Source organism: Sphingobium sp. CFD-2 (assembly GCF_024611135.1).
Classification (GTDB): domain Bacteria; phylum Pseudomonadota; class Alphaproteobacteria; order Sphingomonadales; family Sphingomonadaceae; genus Sphingobium; species Sphingobium fuliginis.
This window is the reverse complement of sequence record NZ_CP084405.1, coordinates 338514-360860: the sequence shown is the minus strand read 5'-3', so window position 1 is coordinate 360860 and position 22347 is coordinate 338514. Positions and strand designations below refer to the sequence as shown.

The 22347-nt window shown below is 65.2% G+C and carries 20 protein-coding genes and 1 pseudogene; 10 read left to right on the top strand and 11 right to left on the bottom strand.

Annotated features, from left to right (window positions below; all coding sequences use genetic code 11):
* Window positions 1-38: 38 nt before the first annotated feature.
* From LDB29_RS01670 to LDB29_RS01635, 8 genes and pseudogenes are all read right to left on the bottom strand, one after another.
* Window positions 39-301 (bottom strand): annotated as a pseudogene (locus tag LDB29_RS01670) (GIY-YIG nuclease family protein).
* Between the two features lie 75 nt (window positions 302-376).
* Window positions 377-1618, bottom strand: a complete 1242-nt coding sequence (gene odhB, locus LDB29_RS01665; RefSeq protein WP_099186336.1) for a 2-oxoglutarate dehydrogenase complex dihydrolipoyllysine-residue succinyltransferase — start codon at window positions 1616-1618, stop codon at window positions 377-379.
* An 8-nt stretch (window positions 1619-1626) separates the two neighbouring features.
* Window positions 1627-4422, bottom strand: a complete 2796-nt coding sequence (locus LDB29_RS01660) for a 2-oxoglutarate dehydrogenase E1 component (protein WP_044661782.1) — start codon at window positions 4420-4422, stop codon at window positions 1627-1629.
* A gap of 86 nt (window positions 4423-4508) precedes the next feature.
* The gene (gene sucD, locus LDB29_RS01655; RefSeq protein WP_025547828.1) at window positions 4509-5393 is read right to left on the bottom strand and encodes a succinate--CoA ligase subunit alpha; all 885 of its coding nucleotides are present in this window, start codon (window positions 5391-5393) and stop codon (window positions 4509-4511) included.
* A 104-nt stretch (window positions 5394-5497) separates the two neighbouring features.
* Window positions 5498-6460, bottom strand: coding sequence for a malate dehydrogenase (gene mdh, locus LDB29_RS01650; RefSeq protein WP_044661781.1), 963 nt, complete (start codon window positions 6458-6460; stop codon window positions 5498-5500).
* Window positions 6461-6748: 288 nt separating this feature from the next.
* Window positions 6749-7861, bottom strand: coding sequence for a cell division protein ZapE (gene zapE / locus LDB29_RS01645; RefSeq protein WP_044661780.1), 1113 nt, complete (start codon window positions 7859-7861; stop codon window positions 6749-6751).
* Window positions 7858-8304, bottom strand: coding sequence for a PaaI family thioesterase (locus LDB29_RS01640; protein ID WP_044663071.1), 447 nt, complete (start codon window positions 8302-8304; stop codon window positions 7858-7860). The genes zapE and LDB29_RS01640 overlap by 4 nt, the downstream gene beginning before the upstream one ends.
* A 34-nt stretch (window positions 8305-8338) precedes the next feature.
* Window positions 8339-9127 carry a succinate dehydrogenase iron-sulfur subunit gene (locus LDB29_RS01635; protein WP_025547823.1) on the bottom strand — a complete coding sequence of 263 codons (789 nt, stop codon included), beginning with the start codon at window positions 9125-9127 and terminating at the stop codon, window positions 8339-8341.
* Between the two features lie 154 nt (window positions 9128-9281).
* Between LDB29_RS01635 and LDB29_RS01630 the strand changes: the two genes are divergently transcribed.
* The 3 genes from LDB29_RS01630 to LDB29_RS01620 are packed head-to-tail and all read left to right on the top strand — an operon-like array spanning window position 9282 to window position 11889.
* Window positions 9282-10373 (top strand): glycosyl transferase, encoded by a 1092-nt coding sequence (locus tag LDB29_RS01630; RefSeq protein WP_099186337.1) that lies wholly within the window; start codon window positions 9282-9284, stop codon window positions 10371-10373.
* Window positions 10370-11464, top strand: a complete 1095-nt coding sequence (locus LDB29_RS01625) for a CDP-alcohol phosphatidyltransferase family protein (RefSeq protein ID WP_099186338.1) — start codon at window positions 10370-10372, stop codon at window positions 11462-11464. The genes LDB29_RS01630 and LDB29_RS01625 overlap by 4 nt, the downstream gene beginning before the upstream one ends.
* Entirely contained in the window at window positions 11461-11889 is a 429-nt protein-coding gene (locus LDB29_RS01620) for an HIT family protein (protein WP_099186339.1), read from the top strand. Before LDB29_RS01625 ends, LDB29_RS01620 begins: the two co-directional genes overlap by 4 nt.
* Here LDB29_RS01620 and LDB29_RS01615 read toward each other — a convergent pair.
* On the bottom strand, window positions 11877-12644 hold the full coding sequence (locus tag LDB29_RS01615; protein ID WP_099186340.1) for a sugar phosphate nucleotidyltransferase: 768 nt from the start codon (window positions 12642-12644) through the stop codon (window positions 11877-11879). The genes LDB29_RS01620 and LDB29_RS01615 overlap by 13 nt on opposite strands.
* A gap of 117 nt (window positions 12645-12761) precedes the next feature.
* On the opposite strand from LDB29_RS01615, the gene LDB29_RS01610 reads away from it, so the two are divergent.
* Window positions 12762-14093 (top strand): lipopolysaccharide biosynthesis protein, encoded by a 1332-nt coding sequence (locus tag LDB29_RS01610; protein WP_099186341.1) that lies wholly within the window; start codon window positions 12762-12764, stop codon window positions 14091-14093.
* 1 nt (window position 14094) lies between these two features.
* Here the strand turns inward: LDB29_RS01610 and LDB29_RS01605 are convergent, their stop codons facing one another.
* Both LDB29_RS01605 and LDB29_RS01600 read right to left on the bottom strand, forming a co-directional pair.
* Window positions 14095-15198, bottom strand: a complete 1104-nt coding sequence (locus LDB29_RS01605; protein WP_025547816.1) for an FAD-binding oxidoreductase — start codon at window positions 15196-15198, stop codon at window positions 14095-14097.
* Window positions 15195-16175: an alpha/beta hydrolase gene (locus LDB29_RS01600; RefSeq protein ID WP_099186342.1), complete on the bottom strand. Its 981-nt coding sequence runs from the start codon at window positions 16173-16175 to the stop codon at window positions 15195-15197. Before LDB29_RS01600 ends, LDB29_RS01605 begins: the two co-directional genes overlap by 4 nt.
* Window positions 16176-16238: 63 nt before the next feature.
* On the opposite strand from LDB29_RS01600, the gene LDB29_RS01595 reads away from it, so the two are divergent.
* The 6 genes from LDB29_RS01595 (at window position 16239) to LDB29_RS01570 (ending at window position 22341) form a co-directional block, all read left to right on the top strand.
* The gene (locus LDB29_RS01595; protein ID WP_082166087.1) at window positions 16239-16691 is read left to right on the top strand and encodes a prepilin peptidase; all 453 of its coding nucleotides are present in this window, start codon (window positions 16239-16241) and stop codon (window positions 16689-16691) included.
* Between the two features lie 52 nt (window positions 16692-16743).
* Entirely contained in the window at window positions 16744-17763 is a 1020-nt protein-coding gene (cpaB, locus tag LDB29_RS01590) for a Flp pilus assembly protein CpaB (RefSeq protein WP_025547811.1), read from the top strand.
* A gap of 1 nt (window position 17764) precedes the next feature.
* Window positions 17765-19294 carry a type II and III secretion system protein family protein gene (locus tag LDB29_RS01585; RefSeq protein ID WP_044661774.1) on the top strand — a complete coding sequence of 510 codons (1530 nt, stop codon included), beginning with the start codon at window positions 17765-17767 and terminating at the stop codon, window positions 19292-19294.
* A gap of 17 nt (window positions 19295-19311) precedes the next feature.
* Window positions 19312-19983 carry a CpaD family pilus assembly protein gene (locus LDB29_RS01580; protein WP_025547810.1) on the top strand — a complete coding sequence of 224 codons (672 nt, stop codon included), beginning with the start codon at window positions 19312-19314 and terminating at the stop codon, window positions 19981-19983.
* Between the two features lies 1 nt (window position 19984).
* On the top strand, window positions 19985-21271 hold the full coding sequence (locus tag LDB29_RS01575) for a pilus assembly protein CpaE (protein ID WP_025547808.1): 1287 nt from the start codon (window positions 19985-19987) through the stop codon (window positions 21269-21271).
* A gap of 71 nt (window positions 21272-21342) precedes the next feature.
* Window positions 21343-22341 (top strand): type II secretion system F family protein, encoded by a 999-nt coding sequence (locus tag LDB29_RS01570; RefSeq protein WP_099186343.1) that lies wholly within the window; start codon window positions 21343-21345, stop codon window positions 22339-22341.
* Window positions 22342-22347 lie beyond the last annotated feature (6 nt).

The window sequence follows — 22347 nt, the reverse complement described above, 5'->3', positions numbered from 1 at the left end:
TTGCCGTGCTCCCGCGAAAGCGGGAGCCCAGGGCGTCGTCAGAACAGCGTTTCGAACAAATCCGCCATTGTGGATTATCGCGTTCGATCAGCTCGATCTTCCAGGCGCGTTTCCATTTCTTCATCCGCAGTTCGCAATGTCGCGCTTCCTGCAGATCGTCATATGCCTCAAACCAGACCAAAAGCTTACAATCGTGGTCCTTGGTGAAACCGTCAATCAAGCCTTTGCGATGTTGATATGCCCTGGCCGCCAGATCGCTGGTGACACCCAGATATAGGGTGCCGTTGCGCCTGTTGGCCAGAAGATAGACATAGCCGGCTCGCGTAGCGCGTCTCCACCCTGGACTCCTGCTTCCGCAGGAGCACGGGTCGCATCTTTACAGGTCGATCAGCAGGCGGGTCGGGTCCTCGATCGCGTTCTTCACCGCGACGAGGAAGGTCACTGCCTCGCGACCGTCGATCAGGCGATGGTCATAGCTGAGCGCCAGATACATCATCGGGCGGATGACGATCTGGCCGTCGCGGACGACCGGACGATCCTCGATGCGGTGGAGGCCCAGCACCGCTGACTGCGGCGGGTTGATGATCGGGCTCGACAGCAGCGAACCGAACACGCCGCCATTGGAGATGGTGAAGGTGCCGCCCTTCATGTCCTCCATGGTCAGCGTGCCTTCCTTGGCCTTCTTGCCGAAGCTGCCGATCGTCTTCTCGATCTCGGCCACGCTCAGGCTCTCGGCATTGCGGATCACCGGCACGACCAGACCGTTCGGGGCCGACACGGCGACCGAGATGTCGGCGAAGTCGTTATAGACGATCTCGTCGCCTTCGATCTGCGCATTGACGCCCGGAATATCGCGCAGCGCCATGCAGACAGCCTTGGTGAAGAAGCCCATGAAGCCCAGGCGGACGCCATGCTTCTTCTCGAACAGGTCCTTGTATTTGGCGCGCGCCTCGATGACGTTGGTCATGTCGACGTCGTTATAGGTGGTCAGCAGCGCGGCGTTGTTCTGCGCTTCCTTGAGCCGCTTGGCGACGGTCTGGCGCAGGCGGGTCATCTTGACGCGTTCCTGCGCGCGGCTGGGGCCAGCGGCGGGCGCAGCAGTGGCGGGTGCGGCGGCAGGCGCAGCAGCGGCGGCCTTGGCGGTACCGGCGGCGGCGGCGGCCACGACGTCGTCCTTGGTCAGGCGACCGTCCTTGCCCGTGCCCTTGATCTTGCTCGGATCAAGGCCATGTTCCAGCACCAGACGGCGCACGGCGGGCGACAGGGTCAGGTTGCCGCCCTCATCCTCATCGGCGGGGGCCGAAGCGGCCGGGGCCGGCGTGGCGGCTTCCGCCTTGGCGGCGGGGGCCGGAGCAGCGGCAGGCGCTGCCGCAGCGGCCGCGCCCTCGTTGACATAGGCCAGCAGCGCGCCGACCTCGACCGTATCGCCTTCCTTGGCGACGATGTCGCCCAGCGTGCCGGCGGCCGGCGCGGGCACGTCGACCGCGACCTTGTCGGTTTCAAGACTGACGATAGGCTCGTCGGCCTTCACGGCGTCGCCGGGCTTCTTGAGCCACTGGCCGACGGTTGCTTCGGTAACGGATTCACCCAAGGTGGGGACTTTGACTTCGGTAGCCATGAGCTTGTTCAGCCTTTCTTCTGGCGACGGATTTCTTCACGGACGCTGTGACCCAGCGCATCGGCGACGAGGGCGCCCTGCTCAGCGACATGGCGCTTGGCGAGGCCCGTGGCGGGCGACGCCGACGCCTTGCGGCCGGCATAGCGGGCGCGCATCGGCGCCTTGCCGGCGGCTGCCAGCGCTTCCTCGACATAGGGCTCCACGAAGAACCATGCGCCGTTGTTGCGCGGTTCTTCCTGACACCAGACGACTTCTTCCAGGTTCGTCATGCGCTCGATGCGCTTGGCGAGGGCTTCGGCCGCGAACGGGTAGATCTGCTCGATGCGAACGATCTGCACGTCCGTGTCGCCCGCGGCGTCGCGGGCTTCCATCAGGTCGTAGAAGACCTTGCCGGAGCAGAGCACCAGGCGGCGGGTGTCCTTGTCGGCGGCCCCATTGGGGTCCGACAGGATGCGCTTGAAGTGCGTTTCGCCCAGGAAGTCCTCCGCCTTGCTGACCGCCAGCTTGTGGCGCAGCAGCGACTTGGGCGCCATGATGATCAGCGGCTTGCGGAACGGCCGCAGCATCTGACGACGCAGGACATGGAAGTAATTGGCCGGGGTCGTGATGTTCGCGACCTGGATATTCCCTTCCGCGCAAAGCTGGAGATAGCGCTCCAGCCGGGCCGAGCTATGCTCGGGACCCTGACCTTCATAGCCGTGCGGCAGCAGGCAGACGAGGCCGTTGGACCGCAGCCACTTGGTCTCCGATGAAGCGATATACTGGTCGAAGATGATCTGCGCGCCATTGGCGAAGTCGCCGAACTGCGCTTCCCACAGCACCAGGCTCTTCGGATCGGCCAGCGCGAAGCCATATTCGAAGCCCAGCACGCCATATTCGGAGAGCGGCGAATCCAGCACCTCGAACCGGCCGTGCGGCACGGTCGAGAGCGGGATATATTTGTTCTCCCTATCCTGGTCGGTCCAGACCGCGTGCCGCTGGCTGAAGGTGCCGCGCCCGGAATCCTGGCCCGACAAGCGGACGCCATAGCCTTCCGACAGCAGCGATCCGAAGGCCAGCGCCTCGCCGGTAGCCCAGTCGAAATTCTCGCCGGACTTGAACATCTCGGCCTTGGCGTCGATCACGCGCTTCAGCGTCTTGTGGACGTTGAGGCCCTCCGGAATCGCCGTCAGCGTCTTGCCCAGGCTGTCGAACAGCTTCTGGCTGATGGCGGACTCGACGCTCTGGCGGCTGGTTTCGGCATCGGCCGGCTTGTGCAGGCCGGACCACCGACCGGCGAACCAGTCGGCCTTGTTGGGCTTGTAGCTCTTGCCGGCCTCGAACTCTTCCTCCAGATGGTTGACGAAGTCGCCCGTCACCTGGGCGACGAAATCATCGTCGACCACGCCCTCCGCCTTCAGCCGCGCCGAATAGACGTCGCTGACCGGCGGATGCTGACGGATCTTCGCATACATTTGCGGCTGGGTGAAGGACGGCTCGTCGCCTTCATTGTGACCGAAGCGGCGATAGCACCACATGTCGATCACGATGTCGCGGTGGAAGGTCTGGCGATATTCCATCGCCAGCTTGCACGCGAAGGTCACGGCCTCCGGATCATCGCCATTGACGTGCAGGATCGGGGCCTGGACACCCTTCGCCACATCACTGGGATAAGGCGAACCGCGCGAAAATTGCGGGCTGGTCGTGAAGCCGATCTGGTTGTTGACGATGAAGTGGATGCAGCCGCCGGTATTATAGCCCGACACGCCGGAGAAGCCGAAGCATTCCCAGACGATGCCCTGTCCCGCAAAGGCCGCGTCGCCGTGGATCAGCACGGGCAGCACCTGCTCATGCTTGGCGAGGTCGTCGCGGAAGGTCTGCTGCGCGCGCACCTTGCCCAGCACCACCGGATCGACGGTTTCGAGGTGCGACGGATTGGGGACCAGCGACATATGGACCTTGACGCCGTCGAACTCACGGTCGGTCGAGGTGCCGAGGTGATATTTGACGTCGCCCGATCCGCCGACATCCTCGGGATTGGCGGTGCCGCCCGAAAATTCGTGGAAGATGACGCGGAAGCCCTTGGCCATCACATTGGCGAGCACGTTCAGCCGGCCGCGATGCGCCATGCCATAGACGATCTCGCGCACGCCCTGCGCGCCGCCATATTTGATGATGGCTTCCAGCGCCGGGATCATCGATTCGCCGCCGTCCAGGCCGAAGCGCTTGGTGCCGACATATTTGCGGCCCAGGAACTTCTCATATTGCTCGGCGTGGATCACCTTGGCCAGGATCGCCTTCTTGCCTTCCGGCGTGAAATGGATTTCCTTGTCCTTGCCCTCCAGACGCTCCTGCAGGAAACGGCGTTCCTCCACGTCCGCGATGTGCATATATTCCAGGCCGACATTGCCGCAATAATTGGCGCGCAGGATCGCCACGATCTCACGCACGGTCGCATATTGCAGGCCCAGCGTGCCGCCCAGATAGACCTTCTTGTCCGGATCGTTCAGGCCGTGATATTCCGGCGTCAGGTCGGCCGGCAGATCGCGTTGGGTCAACCCCAGCGGGTCGAGATTGGCAGCCAGATGACCACGTACGCGATATGTGCGGATCAACATCTGCGCGCGTATTGCATCGTCGGCCGCACTTACGGCATCAGCATCCGAAACCGCCTTGCCACTGGCCTTGGCGGCGGCCTTCACGGCCACTTGCATCTGCGTGGGGTCAAGCGCCCCGGTCAGGTCGTCGGTGTCGATCGGCGGCCAGTTGGTGCGCGCCCAGCTCGGTCCGCGCTCAATCTCGAAGTCCTGGTTTTCGTAACCCATTTCTCTCGTCCCATGCCAACCGCGTGCAGTCGCGGGTGCGGGGTAACAGATGGCCGGGGTGCAGCCCGGCCATCTCCATGGCTGGATCAGCCCTTCAGCACTTCCAGCAGGGTCGTGCCGAGTTCGGAGGGGCTCGCCGCAACCTTGATGCCGGCTGCTTCCATCGCCGCGATCTTGCTCTCAGCGTCGCCCTTGCCGCCAGACACGATCGCGCCGGCATGACCCATGCGGCGTCCCGGAGGCGCGGTGCGGCCTGCGATGAAGCCGGCCATCGGCTTCTTGCGGCCCTTCTTCGCTTCGTCGATCAGGAACTGGGCGGCCTGTTCCTCCGCGTCGCCACCGATTTCACCGATCATGATGATCGATTCGGTGGCGTCGTCGGCCAGGAACAGTTCCAGCACGTCGATGAAGTTGGTGCCGTTCACCGGATCGCCGCCGATGCCGACGGCCGTGGTCTGGCCCAGGCCCGCATTGGTGGTCTGGAACACGGCTTCATAGGTCAGCGTGCCGGAGCGCGAGACGACGCCGACGCTGCCCTTGGAGAAGATGTTGCCCGGCATGATGCCGATCTTGCATTCGCCCGGCGTCAGCAGGCCGGGGCAGTTCGGGCCGATCAGGCGCGACTTCGAACCCGAAAGGGCGCGCTTCACCTTCACCATGTCCAGCACCGGAATGCCTTCGGTGATGCAGACGATCAGCGGGATTTCGGCGTCGATCGCTTCCAGGATCGAGTCGGCCGCGAACGGCGGCGGAACATAGATGACCGACGCATCGGCGCCGGTCTTAGACTTGGCTTCGGCCACGGTGTCGAACATGGGCAGGCCGATATGGGTCGTGCCGCCCTTGCCCGGCGTGACGCCGCCGACCATCTGCGTGCCATAGGCCAGGGCGGTTTCGGTGTGGAAGGTACCGGTGGCACCGGTCATACCCTGGGTGATCACCTTGGTGTTCTTGTTCACCAGAATGGACATGGGCGTCCCTTCATTTTCTGTGGACGTGGCACTTTGGGTCTAAAGGCGGACCGCCCCAGGCTGCGCACTTACCTGGGACGGTCCGGTGCAAGCTCGTTTGCGGATCAGGCCAGCGAAGGATCGATGCCCTTGCAGGCTTCCAGCAGTTCCTTGACGGCGTCGATCGACACCTGAAGGTTCGCCTTGGCTTCGTCGTCCAGCTCGATCTCGACGACCTGCTCGACACCGCCGGCGCCGATGATCACGGGCACGCCGACATAGAGATTGTCGACGCCATACTGGCCGGTCAGGTTGGCGGCGCAGGGCAGCAGGCGCTTCTTGTCGCCCAGATAGGCTTCAGCCATGGCGATGGCGCTGGTGGCCGGCGCATAGAAGGCCGAGCCGGTCTTCAGCAGCGCGACGATCTCGCCGCCGCCCGAACGGGTGCGCTGCACGATGGCGTCGATGCGCTCCTTGGTCGAGCGGCCCTGCTTGATCAGGTCGGGAACCGGGATGCCCGCGACGGTCGAATATTCGATCACCGGGACCATCGTGTCGCCATGGCCGCCGAGCACGAAGCTGGTGACGTCCTTGGCCGACACGTTGAATTCTTCCGCGAGGAAATGGTTGAAGCGCGACGAGTCGAGCACGCCCGCCATGCCGACCACCTTGTTGTGCGGCAAGCCGGAAAATTCGCGCAGCGCCCACACCATCGCGTCGAGCGGGTTGGTGATGCAGATGACGAAGGCGTCGGGCGCGTTGGCGGCGATGCCCTCGCCCACGGCCTTCATGACCTTGAGGTTGATGCCCAGCAGGTCGTCGCGGCTCATGCCCGGCTTGCGGGCGACGCCGGCGGTGACGATGATGACGTCCGCGCCCGCAATGTCGGCATAATCGTTGGAGCCGGTGATCTTCGCATCGAAGCCTTCGACCGAAGCGCATTGCGACAGGTCGAGCGCCTTGCCCTGCGGCACGCCTTCGACGACGTCGAAGAGGACGATGTCGCCAAGCCCCTTGAGAGCCGCCAGATGCGCGAGCGTGCCACCGATATTACCAGCGCCGATAAGCGCGATCTTCTTACGGGCCATATGCAATCATCCTCCAAGCCGTAAACTGGAATTGCCAAGAAACCGGAACTGAAAGTGCGCTTAGGCCTATCCGCCCTAGGTTTCAACCGCGCAAAGGCCCGCATGCCAATTTATCTTTGCAATTCATTCGCAATTTCATTAATAGCCGTTTCGCCTCTGTCGCCCACGCGCTCCTACCCTGGCGCATGGCCCTTCCCCACAGCGGCCACCTGCCGCACGCCTCCCTTCAATGGGAGCGTGCGGACCCTTTTTTCCAGAGCGGACAATGGCGAATTCGACGGAGCGAGATTATTTCTCGCCGTGGCCCAGCGCCAGATAGTCGTCGGACTGCATTTCCATCAGGCGGGATACGGTGCGCTCGAACTCGAACGCGCCGTCGCCCTCCGGGTAGAGACGCGCCGGTTCCGCATCGGCGGAGGCGAGCAATTTCACCTTATATTCGTAGAGCGCGTCGATCAGCGTCACGAAACGCGCGGCCTCATTGCGTTTCTCCGGCCCCAACACCGGGATTCCGACGATGATGACGGTGTGATATTTGCGGGCGATCGCCAGATAGTCCGGCGCGCCCCGCGCCTCGACGCAGAGGCGCTTGAAGGAAAAGACGGCGACGCCCTTCAGGCTCTTGGGCACATGCAGCGTCCGGCCGCCCTGCACCTTGATGTCCTCGGCCGGAACCTTCGCCCGGTCTTCGACCGGATAGTCGGTCAGGCGGAAAAAGGCTTCCGACAGCGCCCTCGTCGCTTCCGGACCGTTGGGCGCGTGCCACAGGGTCGCATCGCCCAGGCGATCGCGGCGATAGTCCGTCGGACCGTTCAGGGTCATGACGTCCAGCTTCGCCTTGATGAGGTCGATGAAGGGCAGGAAAAGCTGGCGGTTGAGACCGTTCTTGTAGAGTTCGTCCGGCTCGCGGTTGGAGGTGGTGACGATCGTGACCCGCTTTTCCAGCAAGCCGGTAAAGAGCCGCGACATGATCGCGGCATCGGCCATATTGTTGACGACCATCTCGTCGAAACAGAGCAGCCGCGCCTCCTCCGCCAGCGACTCGACCACCGGGGGGATCGGGTCGCCCGTCTCCGACTTGCGCGCCTCGGCCAGCCGGGCATGGACATCGAGCATGAATTCGTGGAAATGGGCGCGCTTCTTGCGCTGGACATGCACCGTGTCGAAGAACAGGTCCATCAGCATCGACTTGCCGCGCCCGACGCCGCCCCACATGTAGAGGCCGCGCGGCGGTTCCGGCGCCTTTCGCAGCAGCCTCCACAAGGTCGAACCGCGCGGCGGCGACGCCTCCAGTTCCTGCTGGAGCAGGTCCAGGCGCATCGCCGCCGCCCGCTGGTCGGGGTCGGGCCGCAATTCGCCCGCGGTCACGAGCGCGTCGTAACGGGCGATGACGCTGCTCACCCTGGCAGCGGCTTCTTGGGTTCGGGCGCCTTGCGCACCGTCGCGGTCGATGCCGCGATCAGGTCGTCATCCTGGGAAATGGTCAGGCGCAGGAACATCAGCCGCCCCGTCTCCCGCAGCAATTCGACCTCCGCGCGCAGGACGGGACCGATCTTTCCGGAGCCACAATATTGCATGCTGAGGTCAACGGTCACCGCCGCCGCCTGTTCCGGACGCCCCATCGCCGCCAGGGCCGCGAAATAGGCGTGATCGGCAAATCCGGCGAGAAAGCCGCCATGCAGCGCCCCCAGCCGGTTGGCGTGCGACGGCAGGCTTTCCAGCATGACCGTCGCCCTGCCCGCCGCATCGCTGCGCGAATAGCTGGTGCCGATGGCCGAGTCGAGGAACGTGCCCGGCGCCGTGTCGGTCCAGCACGACCAGCCCGCCCAGGGCCCTTCGGCCACCGGGCTCAGATGACCCGCTCCGTCGCTCACCGTGTCAGAGTTGCCGCTCGACCATCATCTTCTTGGTTTCCGCGATCGCCTTGGCCGGGCTCAGGCCCTTGGGGCAGACATTCGCGCAGTTCATGATGGTGTGGCAGCGATAGAGGCGGAAGGGATCCTCCAGCTCGTCCAGACGCTCGCCGGTATATTCGTCGCGGCTGTCGGCCAGCCAGCGATAGGCCTGGAGCAGGATCGCCGGGCCCAGGAACTTGTCGCTGTTCCACCAGTAGCTGGGGCAGGAGGTCGAGCAGCAGGCGCACAGGATGCACTCATAGAGACCGTCCAGCTTCTCGCGGTCGGCGGGCGACTGGAGCCGTTCCTTGCCGCTGGGCGCCGGGCTGACGGTTTGCAGCCAGGGCTTGATGCTGTTGTACTGGGCGTAGAAATGGGTGAAATCGGGGACCAGATCCTTGATGACGTCCATGTGCGGCAGCGGCGTGACGCGCACTTCCTTGCCCGCGCATTCCTCGATCGAGGTGGTGCAGGCCAGGCCGTTGCGGCCGTTCATGTTCATCGAGCAGGAACCGCAAATGCCCTCGCGGCAGGAACGGCGGAAGGTCAGCGTCGGATCATATTCATTCTTGATCTTCAGCAGGGCGTCCAGAACCATCGGCCCGCAATTGTCGAGATCGATCTCGAACGTGTCGTAGCGCGGATTCTGCCCGGAGTCGGGATCGTAGCGATAGACCTTGAAGCTCTTGACGTTCGTCGCGCCGTCCGGCGCCTTGTGGGTTACGCCCTTGGCGCTGATCTTGCTGTTCTTGGGCAGCGAAAATTCGGCCATTGCTCGTCAAGCCTCTTCGGATAATCCTTCAGTCGGCGTTGCGCATAACAAAAAATCTGCAAAGGTCCAGCACTGACGCAATGCAAAAAACGGGTTGCTTGATTTGTGGCGGTCCTGATCGCTACGGCGCGGCACACCCTGGAGAGCCAGCCCGTTGCCGACCGACATCGCCTTCCTCGCCATTGCCGAAGCCCATCAGGTCTATCACTGGCTGCCGGCCGCGCTTGCCCTGTCGCGCCGGACGGGGGTGAAGGTGCATGTGCTTTCCCCCTCCCGCCTGATCCTGGATCTGGTCGCCAGCTATGATCCGGAAGGCGCGCTGGACCTCATCCGCCTGCGCAGGCCGCCCGCCCAACCCGACTCGCTGTTCCGCCAGCCGTCGCGTTTCCTGACGCTGATGCTGAACTATGCGACGGTCCGCCGCTTTCCCCTGTTGGTGACGACCGAGATTTCCAGCGGCTGGCTGCGCACCATGCCCGGCTTTTCCGCCCGCATGATCCAGATCAAGCATGGCGCGGGCGACCGGGAGGGCGGGTACAAGGCGCGCCATTCCGCCTTCGACCTGACGCTGGTCGCGGGCGAGAAGGACCGGCGGCGGCTGATCGACCGCGGGCTCTGCACGGCACAGGATTGCGCGGTCGGCGGCTATGCGAAGTTCGAGCTGAAGGCCGCGCGGCAACGCTTTTTCGGCAATGACCGGCCGGTGCTGCTCTACAATCCGCATTTCGATGCCGAATTGTCGTCCTGGCCCCGCCATGGGCCGGAGGTGCTGGCGGCGCTGGAAGCGCTGGAGGGGTGGAACGTCATCATCGCCCCCCATACCAAGCTTGCCTGCCGCACCGCGCCGATCCGCACGACGGCTCCCCATATCCGCGTCGACATGGGCAGCCGTCATTCCATCGACATGAGCTATACGATGAGCGCGGACGTCTATCTGGGCGACGTGTCGAGTCAGGTCTATGAATATCTGCTCCATCCCCGCCCCTGCATCTTCCTCAATCTCGACCGGCGCGACTGGCGCGGCGATGAGGCCTTTGCCCATTGGCGGCTGGGTCAGGTGATCGAGGATATGGGAGTCCTGCCACAGGCGCTTGATCGCGCGGCGGACTTGCAAGCCGGGTTCGTTGATGCTCAGGAAGCGGCCATGTCCGATTCCATCGACCGATCGCCCACGCCCGCTTCCGAAAGGCAGGCCGACCTCATCCTCGATTTCGCCCGGAAATCCGAAAGGACCGCCGCCGCATGACGCAGACGATCATGACCGCGCTGGGGCCGGTGCGGCTGCTGGGCGACAATGCGACCCGCATATGGGGCATGTCCAATGCCGAGCGCTGCCGCCGCATGGCCGAAAGCGCCGCGAAGAACGGCAGCGCATTGGCGGTGGGGCATGAACTGCTGTTCAACCTGAGCTACGCCTTCGATCCGATGCTGCTGCGGCTGGTGCTGGAGGAGCCGGGGACGGTCTTCGCCTGGGGCGCGGTACCGATCGTCGGGCAGGTGCCGGCAGGCAGCGATCCGCTGAGCGCGCCGCATGTCGTCGATCTGTCGGATGGGCGGAAGCTCTATAACCGGCAACTCCGCAAGCTGGAGCAGCCCTTCGTCCGGGAACTGACGCCCGCGACCCGGCGCGGCATCGAACGGCAAAGCTATTTCGGCGCCTATAAGGGCGTCACCGACCTGCTCACCAAATATCTCTGGCCCGAATTGGCGCTGTGGCTGACGCGGCTGGCCGCCTCCATCGGCATGACGCCCAATTTGGTGACGGCCATCGGCGCGACGCTCTGCATATTGGCGACCTGGTTCTTCGCGCAGGGGCTGTATTGGACCGGCATGCTTGCCGGCTTCGTCTTCATGGTGCTGGACACGGTGGACGGGAAGCTGGCCCGCTGCACCATCACCTCGTCCAAATGGGGCAATGTGGCGGACCATGGCGTCGACCTGATCCATCCGCCCTTCTGGTGGTATTTCTGGGGCGTGGGGCTGTCGGCCTGGGGGCTGGCGCTGTCGACGCAGAGCTTCGCGCTGGTGATGGCGGCGGTGATCGCGGGCTATGTGCTCCAGCGGCTGATCGAGGGGATGTTCATCAAGGATTTCGGCATGGACATCCATGTCTGGGGCCGGTTCGACAGCTGGTTCCGGCTGATCACCGCGCGGCGCAACCCGAATATGGTGATCCTGTTCGTCGCGCTGCTGGCCGGGCGGCCGGACATCGGGCTGATCGCGCTCGCCTGGTGGACGATCATCTCGCTGGGCGTCCATGCGGTGCGGCTGATGCAGGCCTATGCCGTGAAGCGCTCCGGGCGGCCCATCGTCAGTTGGATGGAGGCAAGGGCATGAACGCGACCATCGAGAAATTCGGCTATCCCGCGACCCTGATCGCGGAGTTCGCGCATTGGCTGGTGTTGCTGCGCCCCGCCCAGCCGACGCTGGGGTCGCTGGTGCTGGCGGCGAAGTCCGACGCCACGGCCTTTGGCGACCTGCCGGCGGAAGCCCATGCCGAACTGGCCCTCGCGACCAAGGCGATCGAAAGCGCGCTGACTGAGGCAGTCGGCTATGAGAAGATCAATTATCTGATGCTGATGATGGTGGACCCGCATGTCCATTTCCATGTGCTGCCCCGCCATGGGGGCAGCCGCGAGCATGAGGGCCTGCGGATAACGGACGCCGGATGGCCGGGACAGCCCGACCTCGGCAGCGCGGTGAAGCTCGACCCCGATCAGATCGCCGCGCTGACGGGCTGGCTCAGGCCCTATTTCGCGTAACGCCCCTCGGCCAGCCAGCGGGCGGTGAGCGTCTTCGCCGCCTCCACATCCTGCGGGAAGTCGACTTCCTGCCAGTCCAGCCCCTCGATGGAGACGGTGCCGACGCGGTTGCCCTTGGCGATGATGTCGATGGCGCGCAGATACCAGCGCTCCACCCCTTCGGGGGTGCGCATCATCTGGTCGATCTGGTTGCGGAAGATCGCCGGCCCCTCGCCCTTGAAGGCCAGCATGCCGATGGATTCGGCATTGGTGTCATGGGGCAGCAGCCGCTTGCCGATGGCAAGCAGGCGGCCGGTCTCGTCCCGGTTCACCTTCATGTCGTCATCGTCATAATCGCCGGGCTTGACGTCCACGGTGACGGTGACGGCATCCTCCGCCCCCGCGATCAGCTTCGCCACGATCTCATCCGAAACGATGGTGTCGCCGTTCAGGATGATGAAGTCCCGATCCATCTCCTCCCGCACGATCCAGCAGGTGCCGAGATTGTCCGCCACCTGAAAGAAGGGGTTGAAGACCGTGCGGATGCGCGCGCCGGTGTCGCGGTAGAGTTGCAGCGCATGATCCTCCACCCGTTCCGTGCGGAAGCCGGTGACGACGACGATGTCGGTCACGCCATTGGCCACCAGCGCGGCGACCTGCCAGCTGATGAGGGTGCGGCCGTTGAAGTCGATCATGCATTTGGGCACGTCGCGGGTCAGCGGAAGCAGGCGCGATCCCTGGCCTGCGGAAAGGATGATGGCTTTCGAGATAGTCATGCGTCGGGCCATTAAAGCAAAGACAGGCCGATGGACAGGCCATGTTGCATCACAGCCGGCCCAATCCTAGATAGACCCGCGCCGGTCGGTCGGCGATCAGGAAAGGCCGGAACCCAAGTGACGAGCAAGCGCGGATCGGGTGGCGCTCAGGAAGGCTTCGCCCGCATCCTGGCGAATACCGGCTGGCTGCTGGGCGGCAAGGGCGTGGGCGCGGTGCTGAGCCTTGCCTATCTGGCCATCGTCACGCGAACGCTGGGCGTCGCGGATTTCGGCCGGTTCGCGCTGGTGCTGAGCGCCGCCAACGTCATCAAGACGCTGGTCAGCTTCGACAGCTGGCAGATCGTCGTGCGCTACGGCCAGCCCCATCTGGCCGCGGGCGACGGCGATGCGCTGAACCGGGTGCTGCGCTTCTGCATCCTGATCGACCTTGGCTCCGCCGTGGCGGGCGGGCTGATCGCGGCCTTCATCATCCTCGCCTTCGGACCGCTGATGGAATTGTCGGCGGGCATGGGGTGGCAGGCCTGGATCTTCTGCATGGTGATGATGATCACCATCCGCTCCAGCCCGACCGGCGTGCTGCGGCTGTTCGACCGGTTCGATTCGGGCGCGTTTGCCGAAACCATGATCCCGGTGGGGCGGATGATCGGCGCCGGGCTGGCCTGGGTGCTGATGCCCGATGTCACCGGCTTCCTGATCGCCTGGGGCGCGGCGGAATTGTTGTGCGCGATCAGCTATTGGTGGCTGGCGCTGCGCGTCGGGGGCGAAAGGCTGGGGCGCTGGCGGTCCGGCCGGGCGCTGGACGCGCGCAGGGAAAATCCCGGCATCGTCGGCTTTCTCACCGCCACCAATTTGCAGACGACCCTGTCCTCCGTGGGCCAGCAGGTGGCCGTGCTGGTGGTCGGCCTGTTCGTGGGACCGGCGGGGGCTGGCCTCTACCGGCTTGCCAACCAGCTCGCCAATTCCCTGACCAAGATTTCCAGCCTGCTCTCCCGCAGCATCTTCGTGGAACTGAGCCGCACCCATTCCAGCCATGGCCATGAGGCGCTGGGTACGCTGTTCCGGCGGACCAACCGGCTGGCGCTGATCGCAGGGGCCGTGATCATCGCCCTCATCCTGACCATCGGCCATCCGCTGCTGGGGCTGATCGCCGGCAAGGCATTTCTGCCGGCCTATCCGCTGCTGCTGCTGCTGGGGATCGCGGCCTGCATCGACCTGGTCGGGGTGAGCTATCGTCCGCTGCTGATGGCGACCGACCGGGCCAGCCTGTCGCTGCGCATCACGCTGGTTTCGACCGCCTTGCTGCTGGGGATGCAGGCGGCCTTGTTGCCGATCTATGGCACGGTCGGGGCGGCAAGCGCGAATATCGTCGCCGCGATCGCGGGCTTTGCCATGATGGGGCTGGCGAGCCGACGGGTTTTGACACGGCCCGGCATGAAGGAAGCAGGCTGAACTAACGGAACCGCGCCGGAGAATAAGGCGCCGGATCGATCCCCATGATCTGCGGCGGCAAAGCCTCTCCCCTGAGAAGGGCAGCGCCCAGCAAGGCCGCAGCGGGCGAGGTCTGGATGCCGAACCCGCCCTGCCCCGCAAACCAGAAAAAGCCCCGCGCCGCCGGATCGAAGCCATAGACCGGCGCCCGGTCGCGGGAGAAGCTGCGCAGCCCGGCCCATTTGCGTTCCACCGCCTCGACCGGCCAGTCGACCACCGCCTCGAAGCGGGCAATCGCTTCCGCCACCGCCATTTCCTCCGGCGCGGCGTCGCAGGGCGGCGAAGGCTCCTCGTCATGGGGCGTGAGCCAGACCCGGCCCTCCCCCTCCGGCTTGAAATAGAATTGCGAGGCAAGGTCCATGACCAGCGGCAGATCGGCCGCAGGCATGGCAGGCACGCGCAACTGCACCACTGTCCGCCGCAGCGGCGCAATGCCAATCGGCACGACCCCGCAGGCCCGGGCCACATCGTCCGCCCAAGCCCCCGCCGCGTTGACGATCATGGTGCAATCGATCGCGCCCCTGTCCGTTTCGACCCGCCAGCCGCCGTCCCGCGCCTCGGCACGCCGCAACGCCGTCGCCAGCCGCACCTCGCCGCCCAGGCGACGGAACAGCCGCAACCAGGCCTGATGCAACGCCGCCACGTCGATGTCGCGCACACCCGGCTCCAGCACGCCCAGCGTCCATTCCGGCCGCAGTCCGGGGACAAGCCCGGCAGGCTCGACCGGAACCAGGTCCACCTTGCCGCCGAACTGCTCCAGCAGGCGGTCCCGCGCCGCCGCATCGCCTGCCCGCCCGATATGCAACGTCCGGCGCGGCGTCAGGAAAGGGGTGTCGGAAAAGTCCGGATCGGGCGCGGCCAGCATCGGTCCCGACGCCGTGGTCAGGGGCTGAACCGCCAGCCCGCCATAGGTCTCCTCCCAGAAGGAAACCGCCCGCCCCGTCGCGTGATAGCCGGCGCTCGGCTCCATCTCCAGCATCAGCACGCTGGCACGGTCCGCCAGCACCGCGCCAAGGCTCGCTCCGGCGATCCCGCCGCCGACAATCACGATGTCGGGCCGGTTCATTCCAGTCCGGCCCGGTCGGGGGCGACTTCATCCAGAAAGCAATCGATCCGCGCCAGGGCATCCAGCCGCACCGGGTCCAGCTCCCGCAATATCTCGTGCGCGGCCTCCCGCCCATAGACATGCAGCCGCGCGCCGGCAATCCGCGCCGCGATCCGCGCGATGGCAGGCGTGGAGACGAGCCGGTCGGTCCGCGCCGCCAGGATGAGCAAGGGCATGGCAATCCGCTCGATTGCGCCCCCCTGCTCCAGCGCGCGGGTCGAATGCAGCGCCTGCGCCACCCACTTCCAGCTCGGCGGGCCCAGCGCCACCTCCCTGCTATGGTCGCGCCACCACAGCTCATCGGCATAGCGTTCGGGATCGTGGGTCAGCCGCTTCTGCCGCATGCGCCGCTGGCGTTCCGACTCCTCCTTCTGCGTCCACGCCTGCTTTTCGGCAAAGCCCAGGGCGCACATCGCTTCGGCAATGGCCACCGCCAGCCAGCGCGGCAGGGGCGCGGTGTGCAGTCCCATCATCGGCGCGACCGTCACGGCGGCATCGGGCGGAGCCATCCCCTCCGCCAGCGCGCGCAGCAACAGATGGCCGCCCATGCTGTGACCGACGATCACGCTCGGCCCCACCCCCTGCCCGCGCCAATCGGTGGCGAAGGCTTCAAGGTCGGCGATCCACTGTCCGAAATCGTCGATATGGCCGCATAGCGGATCGCCGGTCGTGCGGCCCGATCCGCCCTGACCGCGCCAGTCGAAGCCGGTGACCGCCCAGCCCCGGTCGGCCCAGTGGCGGATGACCTCAAGATATTTCTCGATCATGTCGCCGCGTCCGCCCAGCACCAGCATCCGGCCGCGACGACCTTCGCCCAGCCGGTAGCGGCGAAGGCGCCAGCCATCGGGCGCGGTCCAGTAATCGAGCCGCCCGTCCATCGGCCAGGCGCGCCGGTCGAAGGCAACGGGAACGAAACGGGGCGAATCCATGCGCCGCATGGTTACGCTTTGGTAAGCCATGCGGTCTATAGTTTCGAACCCATGACGGGGGATATTTTCCAAATGGCGCTGATCGGCGCCCTGACAGTGCTGCTGATCGTGGCGTCCGTCACCGATCTGCGGTCGCGCATCATCTCCAACCGGCTCAACCTGACGGTGGCCGCGCTGGCGCCGCTCTGGTGGCTGGCCTGCGGCCTGCCCTTCTGGCCGGGCATGGCGGTGCAGCTGCTGGTGGCGCTGATCGTGTTCATGGCGTTCGCCGCCCTGTTCGCGCTCGGCTGCATGGGCGGCGGCGACGTGAAGCTGCTGGGCGCGCTGGCGCTTTGGTTTCCCTGGCAGGCGACCCTGTCGATGCTGATGCTGATGGCGGTGCTGGGGGGCATCGTCACCATCGTGACCGTCGTGCACCATCGCATGACCCGGCGGCTGGGCCAGCCGCAAATCCCCTATGGCATCGCCATCTCGTTCGCGGCGCTTTGGCTGCTTGGCGAACGATATATTAACCAATTTGCGTGAATAAACGGGGGCTCGGGCGCAACTCGTCCGATTGAGGGAGGCGAATTTCATCATGGATGCCAAGAAGATCGTGCTGCTGGTGGGGGCGCTGATCATAGCGGTCACTACAGCCCTGCTTGCACGCAACATGCTGAGTTCGTCGAGCGCACCGCAAGCGGGCGCATCGTCCATGCCGGTCGAGGCTGACCAGCCCCATGTGCTGGTCGCGACCAAGGCCCTGCCGGTGGGCACCATCCTGGATGCGGAGAGCTTCCGCTTCCAGCCCTGGCCCAAGGATCTGGTCGAGCAGGCCTATTATATCAAAGGCCAGGCCGATCCGCAGAAGCTGGTGGGCAGCGTCATCCGCACCGCCATTTCCGCCGGTCAGCCGATGACCCTGGGGTCGGTGATCAAGCCGGGCGATCGCGGTTTCCTGGCCGCGGCCCTCGGGCCGGGCATGCGCGCCGTGACCGTGCCAGTGTCGGCGCAGAATTCAGTGGCAGGCTTCGTCTTTCCAGGCGACCGCGTCGACCTGATGCTGACGCAGAGCGTCAGCGGCGGCGGCGAAGGCGAACCGCTCAAGGTCTCTGAAACCATTCTGCGCAATCTGCGCGTGCTCGCCACCGACCAGCGCATGGACGCGCTGGGCGCCGACGGCAAGCCGGTGGTTCAGACCTATTCCAACGTCACCATCGAAGTGACGCCGAAGATTGCGGAGAAGATCGCGGTGGCCCAGACCATCGGCTCGCTCTCGCTCTCGCTGCGCTCGCTCGCGGACAACAGTTCCGAACTGGACGCGGCCATTGCCGGCAGCGACGTCGACCTGCCGGACGGCAGCAATCCCAATGCGGAAAAGAAGCTGCTGGCCAGCATCGCCGCTCGCCCCGTCGACAAGGGCAGCACCTATTCCACGGGCGCCGACGTCTCGCGCTATCAGCGCAGCAGCGTCCCCGCCAAGCCTTTGCAGGCCATGGCTGCTGGCGGCGCTCCCGTCATCGGCGCGCCGGTCGGCGGAGGCATTGTCGGCCAGGGGCCGGTGATCCGCGTCGCCCGCGGAACCAGCGTGACCGTCGTTCCGGTCGGGGGGAAGTAAGATGAAGGGGTTCACTGTTCACACCCGTGCGGCCAGGCCGCACACCCTCTCGGCTCTTGCGGCCAAGCCGCTGCTCGGCCCCGCCATCGCGCTCGGCCTGGCGGTTGCAGCCGCTGCCGCGCCGACCACCGCGCTCAACGCCGCGCCCGCCTCCATGCAGGACAATGCGATCCTGCTCTCCGTGGGCGGCAGCAAGGTCATCAACCTGCCGGCCAAGATGTCGGACGTGGTGATCGGCGATCCGGATGTGGTCGACGTTCATGTCCGTTCGCAGAACCAGCTTTACCTGATCGCGAAGAAGGCGGGCGAAACCACCGTCTTCGCGACGGCGACGAACGGCAAGGTGCTGTTTTCCGGGACGGTGCGGGTCGGCAACAACCTGACCAGCATCGACGACATGCTGAAGCTGGCGATGCCGAACGCGGACATCGCCGTCAACAAGATGAACGGCATGGTCCTGCTGACCGGCACCATCGCCGCGCCGGAAGACGCGGCGGAGGCCGAAAGGCTGACCCAGGCCTTCGTCGGCAAGGAAGTGACCGTGGTCAGCCGCCTGCGCACCGCGACGCCGCTTCAAGTCAACCTGCAGGTCAAGATTGCCGAAGTCAGCAAGGATGTTGGCCATAAGATCGGCATCAGCCTTGCCTCCCGCGATCCTGGACTGGGCAAGGTCGTCGGCAATATTGGCGGCGGCATCCGTAATCCGCTGACCTTCAATGCCGATGGCGGCGGGACGTTCAACAACCTCTACGATGGCAGCTACACGCTCGGCGGCGTCGCCCGTATCCTGGGCATGGACATCGGTGCCGCTCTGGACCTTGCGGAATCGAGTGGTCTTGCCACCACCTTGGCCCAACCCAACCTGACCTCGCTCTCGGGTGAAACCGCCAGCTTCCTGGCAGGCGGCGAATATCCCTACACAATCAGCAATGGCACGCAGGGTAACAGCATCGAGTTCAAGCAATATGGCGTGCAGTTGGCCTTTACACCAACCGTACTTGCTGATGGCCGCATTTCGCTGCGTGTCCGCCCAACCGTGTCGAGCTTGGACTTCTCCGTTGATTCCAGCGTTCCGGCCCTCAAGAGCCGCACCGCCGAAACGACGGTGGAACTGGGTTCAGGTCAGGCCTTCATGATCGCGGGGCTTTTGAGCAGCGAAACGGCGAACAATATCAACAAGGTTCCCGGCCTGGGCAATCTGCCGATCTTGGGGAGCCTCTTCAAGTCGCGCAGCTTCCAGCGCAACGAGACGGAACTCGTTATTCTCGTCACCCCCTATCTGGTGAAGCCGATGAATGCTTCGGACGTGCGCCTGCCGACGGACGGGTTCCGCAACGCCAATGAAGGTCAGGGACTCTTCCTGCAGCAGATGCACGACGGCGTCAGCGGGGCCCGCTCCCCCATGCCGAGCCGCGCGCCGGGCGCTCCGGCACCTGCGCCGGGTCCGCAAAGCTCGGCCGCTCTGCCGCCGGTCGCCTCTCGTGACACCGGCAAGCGTTCGAAGGACGCCGCGCCCGGCTTCAGCTTCTGATCCGAAGGACGAAAGACATGACTTTCCAGTCTCGCAAGACCCCCGTCCTCCGCGGCCTTATCCGCCTTGGCGCGCTCGCGCTGATGGCCCTGCCGCTCGCGGCCTGCCAGACCGACCAGGCCGCCAATCGCGGCGTGCAGTCGGTCCATCAGCCGGTCGTCAGCCACACCGCCTTCACCTATGATGTGCAGGCGGGCCCCGATGGCGGCCTCACTGCATCGGAGGCGCGCCGGCTGGACGACTGGTTCGTTTCCATCGGCCTTGGCTATGGCGATCAGGTCGCCGTGGCGACGGATGCGGGCTATTACAGCCCTGCCCTGCGCGAAGGCATAGCCGATGTGGTGGCGCGCCACGGCATGCTGGTGGGCGAAGACGGCACCGCCGTCGCCGGCACCGCGCCACAGGGCGCCGTGCGCCTGATCGTGCGCCGCGCCACCGCCAGCGTGCCCGGCTGCCCCGACTGGTCGGACAAGCCGGAAACCGACCAGCAACTGGGCGCATCGACCAATTTCGGCTGCGGCGTGAACGGCAATCTGGCCGCGATGATCGCCAATCCGGAGGATCTGGTGCGCGGCCAGACCACCGACAGCGACCTGCGCACCGCCACGTCCAACCGCGCGATTTCGACCTATCGCGAAAAGGCGCCGACCGGTTCCGGCGACCTCAAGACCCTGTCGGGAGGCAATTGACATGAACGCACCCTGGAAACCCGGCGCATCCGGCCAGCGTGACCCCTTCCATGCCTTCGTCTGCGACGATCACAGTTTCGACCTGCTGCGCGTCGTCGCGGCGGAAATGGGCTGGGCGCCGGAAAAGGTGAACAAGGGCGGCATGCGGAACGCCGTGCAGTCCCTGTCGATCACCGCTTCGCCGCAGATCCTGTTCATCGACATGTCGGAAAGCGGCGATCCGCTGAATGACATCAACAGCCTGGCCGAAGTGTGCGAGCCCGGCACGGTCGTCATCGCGGCAGGCCAGGTCAATGACGTGCGCCTCTATCGCGACCTGCTGGCCAGCGGCATCCAGGACTATCTGCTGAAGCCCTTCGGCGCGGACCAGTTGCGCGACGCGCTGGCGCAGGCGCAGGCCGTATTCTTCGCGCCACGCGATGCGGGGCCGGAACGGCCGCACATGACCATGGCGGTCATCGGCACGCGCGGCGGCGTGGGCGCGTCCAGCTTGGCAACCTCGCTCGCCTGGCTGCTCAGCGACAAGAAGCAGCGCCCGACCGCCCTTCTCGACCTGGACGTCCATTTCGGCACCAACGCGCTGGCGATGGACCTGGAGCCAGGGCGCGGCCTGACCGACGCCATCGAAAATCCCAGCCGCATCGACGGTCTGTTCATCGAACGCGCCATGGTGCGCGCGAGCGACACGCTGGCGATCCTGTCGGCCGAAGCGCCGATCAGCCAGCCCCTGCTGACCGATGGCGGCGCCTTCTACCAGTTGCTGGAGGAGTTCCGCGCGGCTTTCGAATGCAGCGTCATCGACCTGCCGCGCGCCATGCTGATCCAGCATCCGCATCTGATGAGCGACGTGAACGTCACCGTCGTGGTCACGGAACTGACGCTGGCGGCGGCGCGGGATTCGATCCGCATCCTGTCCTGGCTCAAGACCAACGCCCCGCAGTCGCGCGTGCTGGTGGTCGCCAACCGCGTCCACCCCGGCGCGCCGGAAATCAGCCGCAAGGATTTCGAACAGTCGATCGAGCGCAAGGTGGACGTGCTGATCCCCTTCGACCTCAAGGTCGCCTCGCAGGCCGCCAAGCTGGGCAAGACGCTGGCGGAGACGGCCAAGGGCAGCAAGGTCGGGGCCGCCTGCAACACCCTGCTGGATGCGGTATTGGGCGCGGCGGAGGAGGCGGAAGCCGATGAAGGCCGCGCGACCTCGTCGAAGAAGGGCGATTCCCTGCTGGGCAAGATCAGCGATCTCAAGAGCATGATCCCTTCGCGCCGCAAGGGCAAGGCTTCGGCCTGAACAGGATGGGCCGTGCCGCCTGGGGGCGGCATGGCCGCTTTGATGGAACCGGATAAGAAACGGGCAGGCACATGAACGGCAATATCATCCTGATGGCGGTGCTGCTCGCAACCATGCTGGGCCTGATCGTCATGGCCTTTGGCGGCCCATCGCCCGAAAAGGCGCAGAAGCGCCGCATGGAACTGATCCGCGGCCGGCACAGCGATTCCACCGACGTCATATTGGAAGCGCGCATGCGCAAGGCGATCTCGAACCGCCCGGCCGGCAATGAATCGTCGATGCTGGTGTCCCTGGTGCCCAATCCGGAAAACCTCGCCAAGCGTATCCGCATGACCGGCAAGAAATGGACTGTCAGCCAGTATATGACCGCCTGCGCCGTCATCTTCCTGCTGCTGTCCGCCGTGCTGATGCTGCGCGGATTCCCGCCGCTGTTCGCCGTGATGCTGGGCCTCGCGGCGGGGCTTGGCCTGCCGCATATGTGGATCAGCCGGCTCATCAAGGGCCGCGTGCTGAAATTCAACGCCAAGTTTCCAGACGCATTGGAACTGCTGACCCGGGGCCTGCGCTCGGGCCTCCCCATTGCCGAGACGCTGAACGTCGTGTCGAGCGAAGTGCCGGGACCGGTGGGCGAGGAATTCAAGCTGATCACCGAACGCATCAAGATCGGCAAGACCATGGATCAGGCGTTGCAGGAGACCGCCGACCGGCTGGGCACGCCCGAGTTCCAATTCTTCGTCATCAGCCTGGCGATCCAGCGCGAAACCGGCGGCAATCTGGCGGAAACCCTGTCCAACCTCGCCAACGTGCTGCGCCAGCGCGCGCAGATGAAGCTCAAGATCCGGGCGATGTCCTCGGAATCCAAGGCGTCGGCCTATATTATCGGCGTGCTGCCGTTCCTGGTCTTCGGCCTGATCTGCTACATCAACTACAACTATATGTCGCCCTTCTTCACGCCCGACCCAGCCGGGATATTCGGCCTTTCGACCATGCAGGTGGTCGGCATCGGCGGCATGTGCTGGATGGCGATCGGCGCCTTCATCATGGCGCAGATGATCAACTTCGAAATCTGAGGAAGC

Bases quoted from the DNA above. Each gene is read 5' to 3' on its own strand.
- odhB (WP_099186336.1), bottom strand. From the start codon at position 1,618: ATGGCTACCGAAGTCAAAGTCCCCACCTTGGGTGAATCCGTTACCGAA.
- LDB29_RS01660 (WP_044661782.1), bottom strand. From the start codon at position 4,422: ATGGGTTACGAAAACCAGGACTTCGAGATTGAGCGCGGACCGAGCTGG.
- sucD (WP_025547828.1), bottom strand. From the start codon at position 5,393: ATGTCCATTCTGGTGAACAAGAACACCAAGGTGATCACCCAGGGTATG.
- mdh (WP_044661781.1), bottom strand. From the start codon at position 6,460: ATGGCCCGTAAGAAGATCGCGCTTATCGGCGCTGGTAATATCGGTGGC.
- LDB29_RS01635 (WP_025547823.1), bottom strand. From the start codon at position 9,127: ATGGCCGAATTTTCGCTGCCCAAGAACAGCAAGATCAGCGCCAAGGGC.
- LDB29_RS01625 (WP_099186338.1), top strand. From the start codon at position 10,370: ATGACGCAGACGATCATGACCGCGCTGGGGCCGGTGCGGCTGCTGGGC.
- LDB29_RS01620 (WP_099186339.1), top strand. From the start codon at position 11,461: ATGAACGCGACCATCGAGAAATTCGGCTATCCCGCGACCCTGATCGCG.
- LDB29_RS01615 (WP_099186340.1), bottom strand. From the start codon at position 12,644: ATGACTATCTCGAAAGCCATCATCCTTTCCGCAGGCCAGGGATCGCGC.
- LDB29_RS01605 (WP_025547816.1), bottom strand. From the start codon at position 15,198: ATGAACCGGCCCGACATCGTGATTGTCGGCGGCGGGATCGCCGGAGCG.
- LDB29_RS01600 (WP_099186342.1), bottom strand. From the start codon at position 16,175: ATGCGGCGCATGGATTCGCCCCGTTTCGTTCCCGTTGCCTTCGACCGG.
- LDB29_RS01595 (WP_082166087.1), top strand. From the start codon at position 16,239: ATGGCGCTGATCGGCGCCCTGACAGTGCTGCTGATCGTGGCGTCCGTC.
- cpaB (WP_025547811.1), top strand. From the start codon at position 16,744: ATGGATGCCAAGAAGATCGTGCTGCTGGTGGGGGCGCTGATCATAGCG.
- LDB29_RS01585 (WP_044661774.1), top strand. From the start codon at position 17,765: ATGAAGGGGTTCACTGTTCACACCCGTGCGGCCAGGCCGCACACCCTC.
- LDB29_RS01580 (WP_025547810.1), top strand. From the start codon at position 19,312: ATGACTTTCCAGTCTCGCAAGACCCCCGTCCTCCGCGGCCTTATCCGC.
- LDB29_RS01575 (WP_025547808.1), top strand. From the start codon at position 19,985: ATGAACGCACCCTGGAAACCCGGCGCATCCGGCCAGCGTGACCCCTTC.
- LDB29_RS01570 (WP_099186343.1), top strand. From the start codon at position 21,343: ATGAACGGCAATATCATCCTGATGGCGGTGCTGCTCGCAACCATGCTG.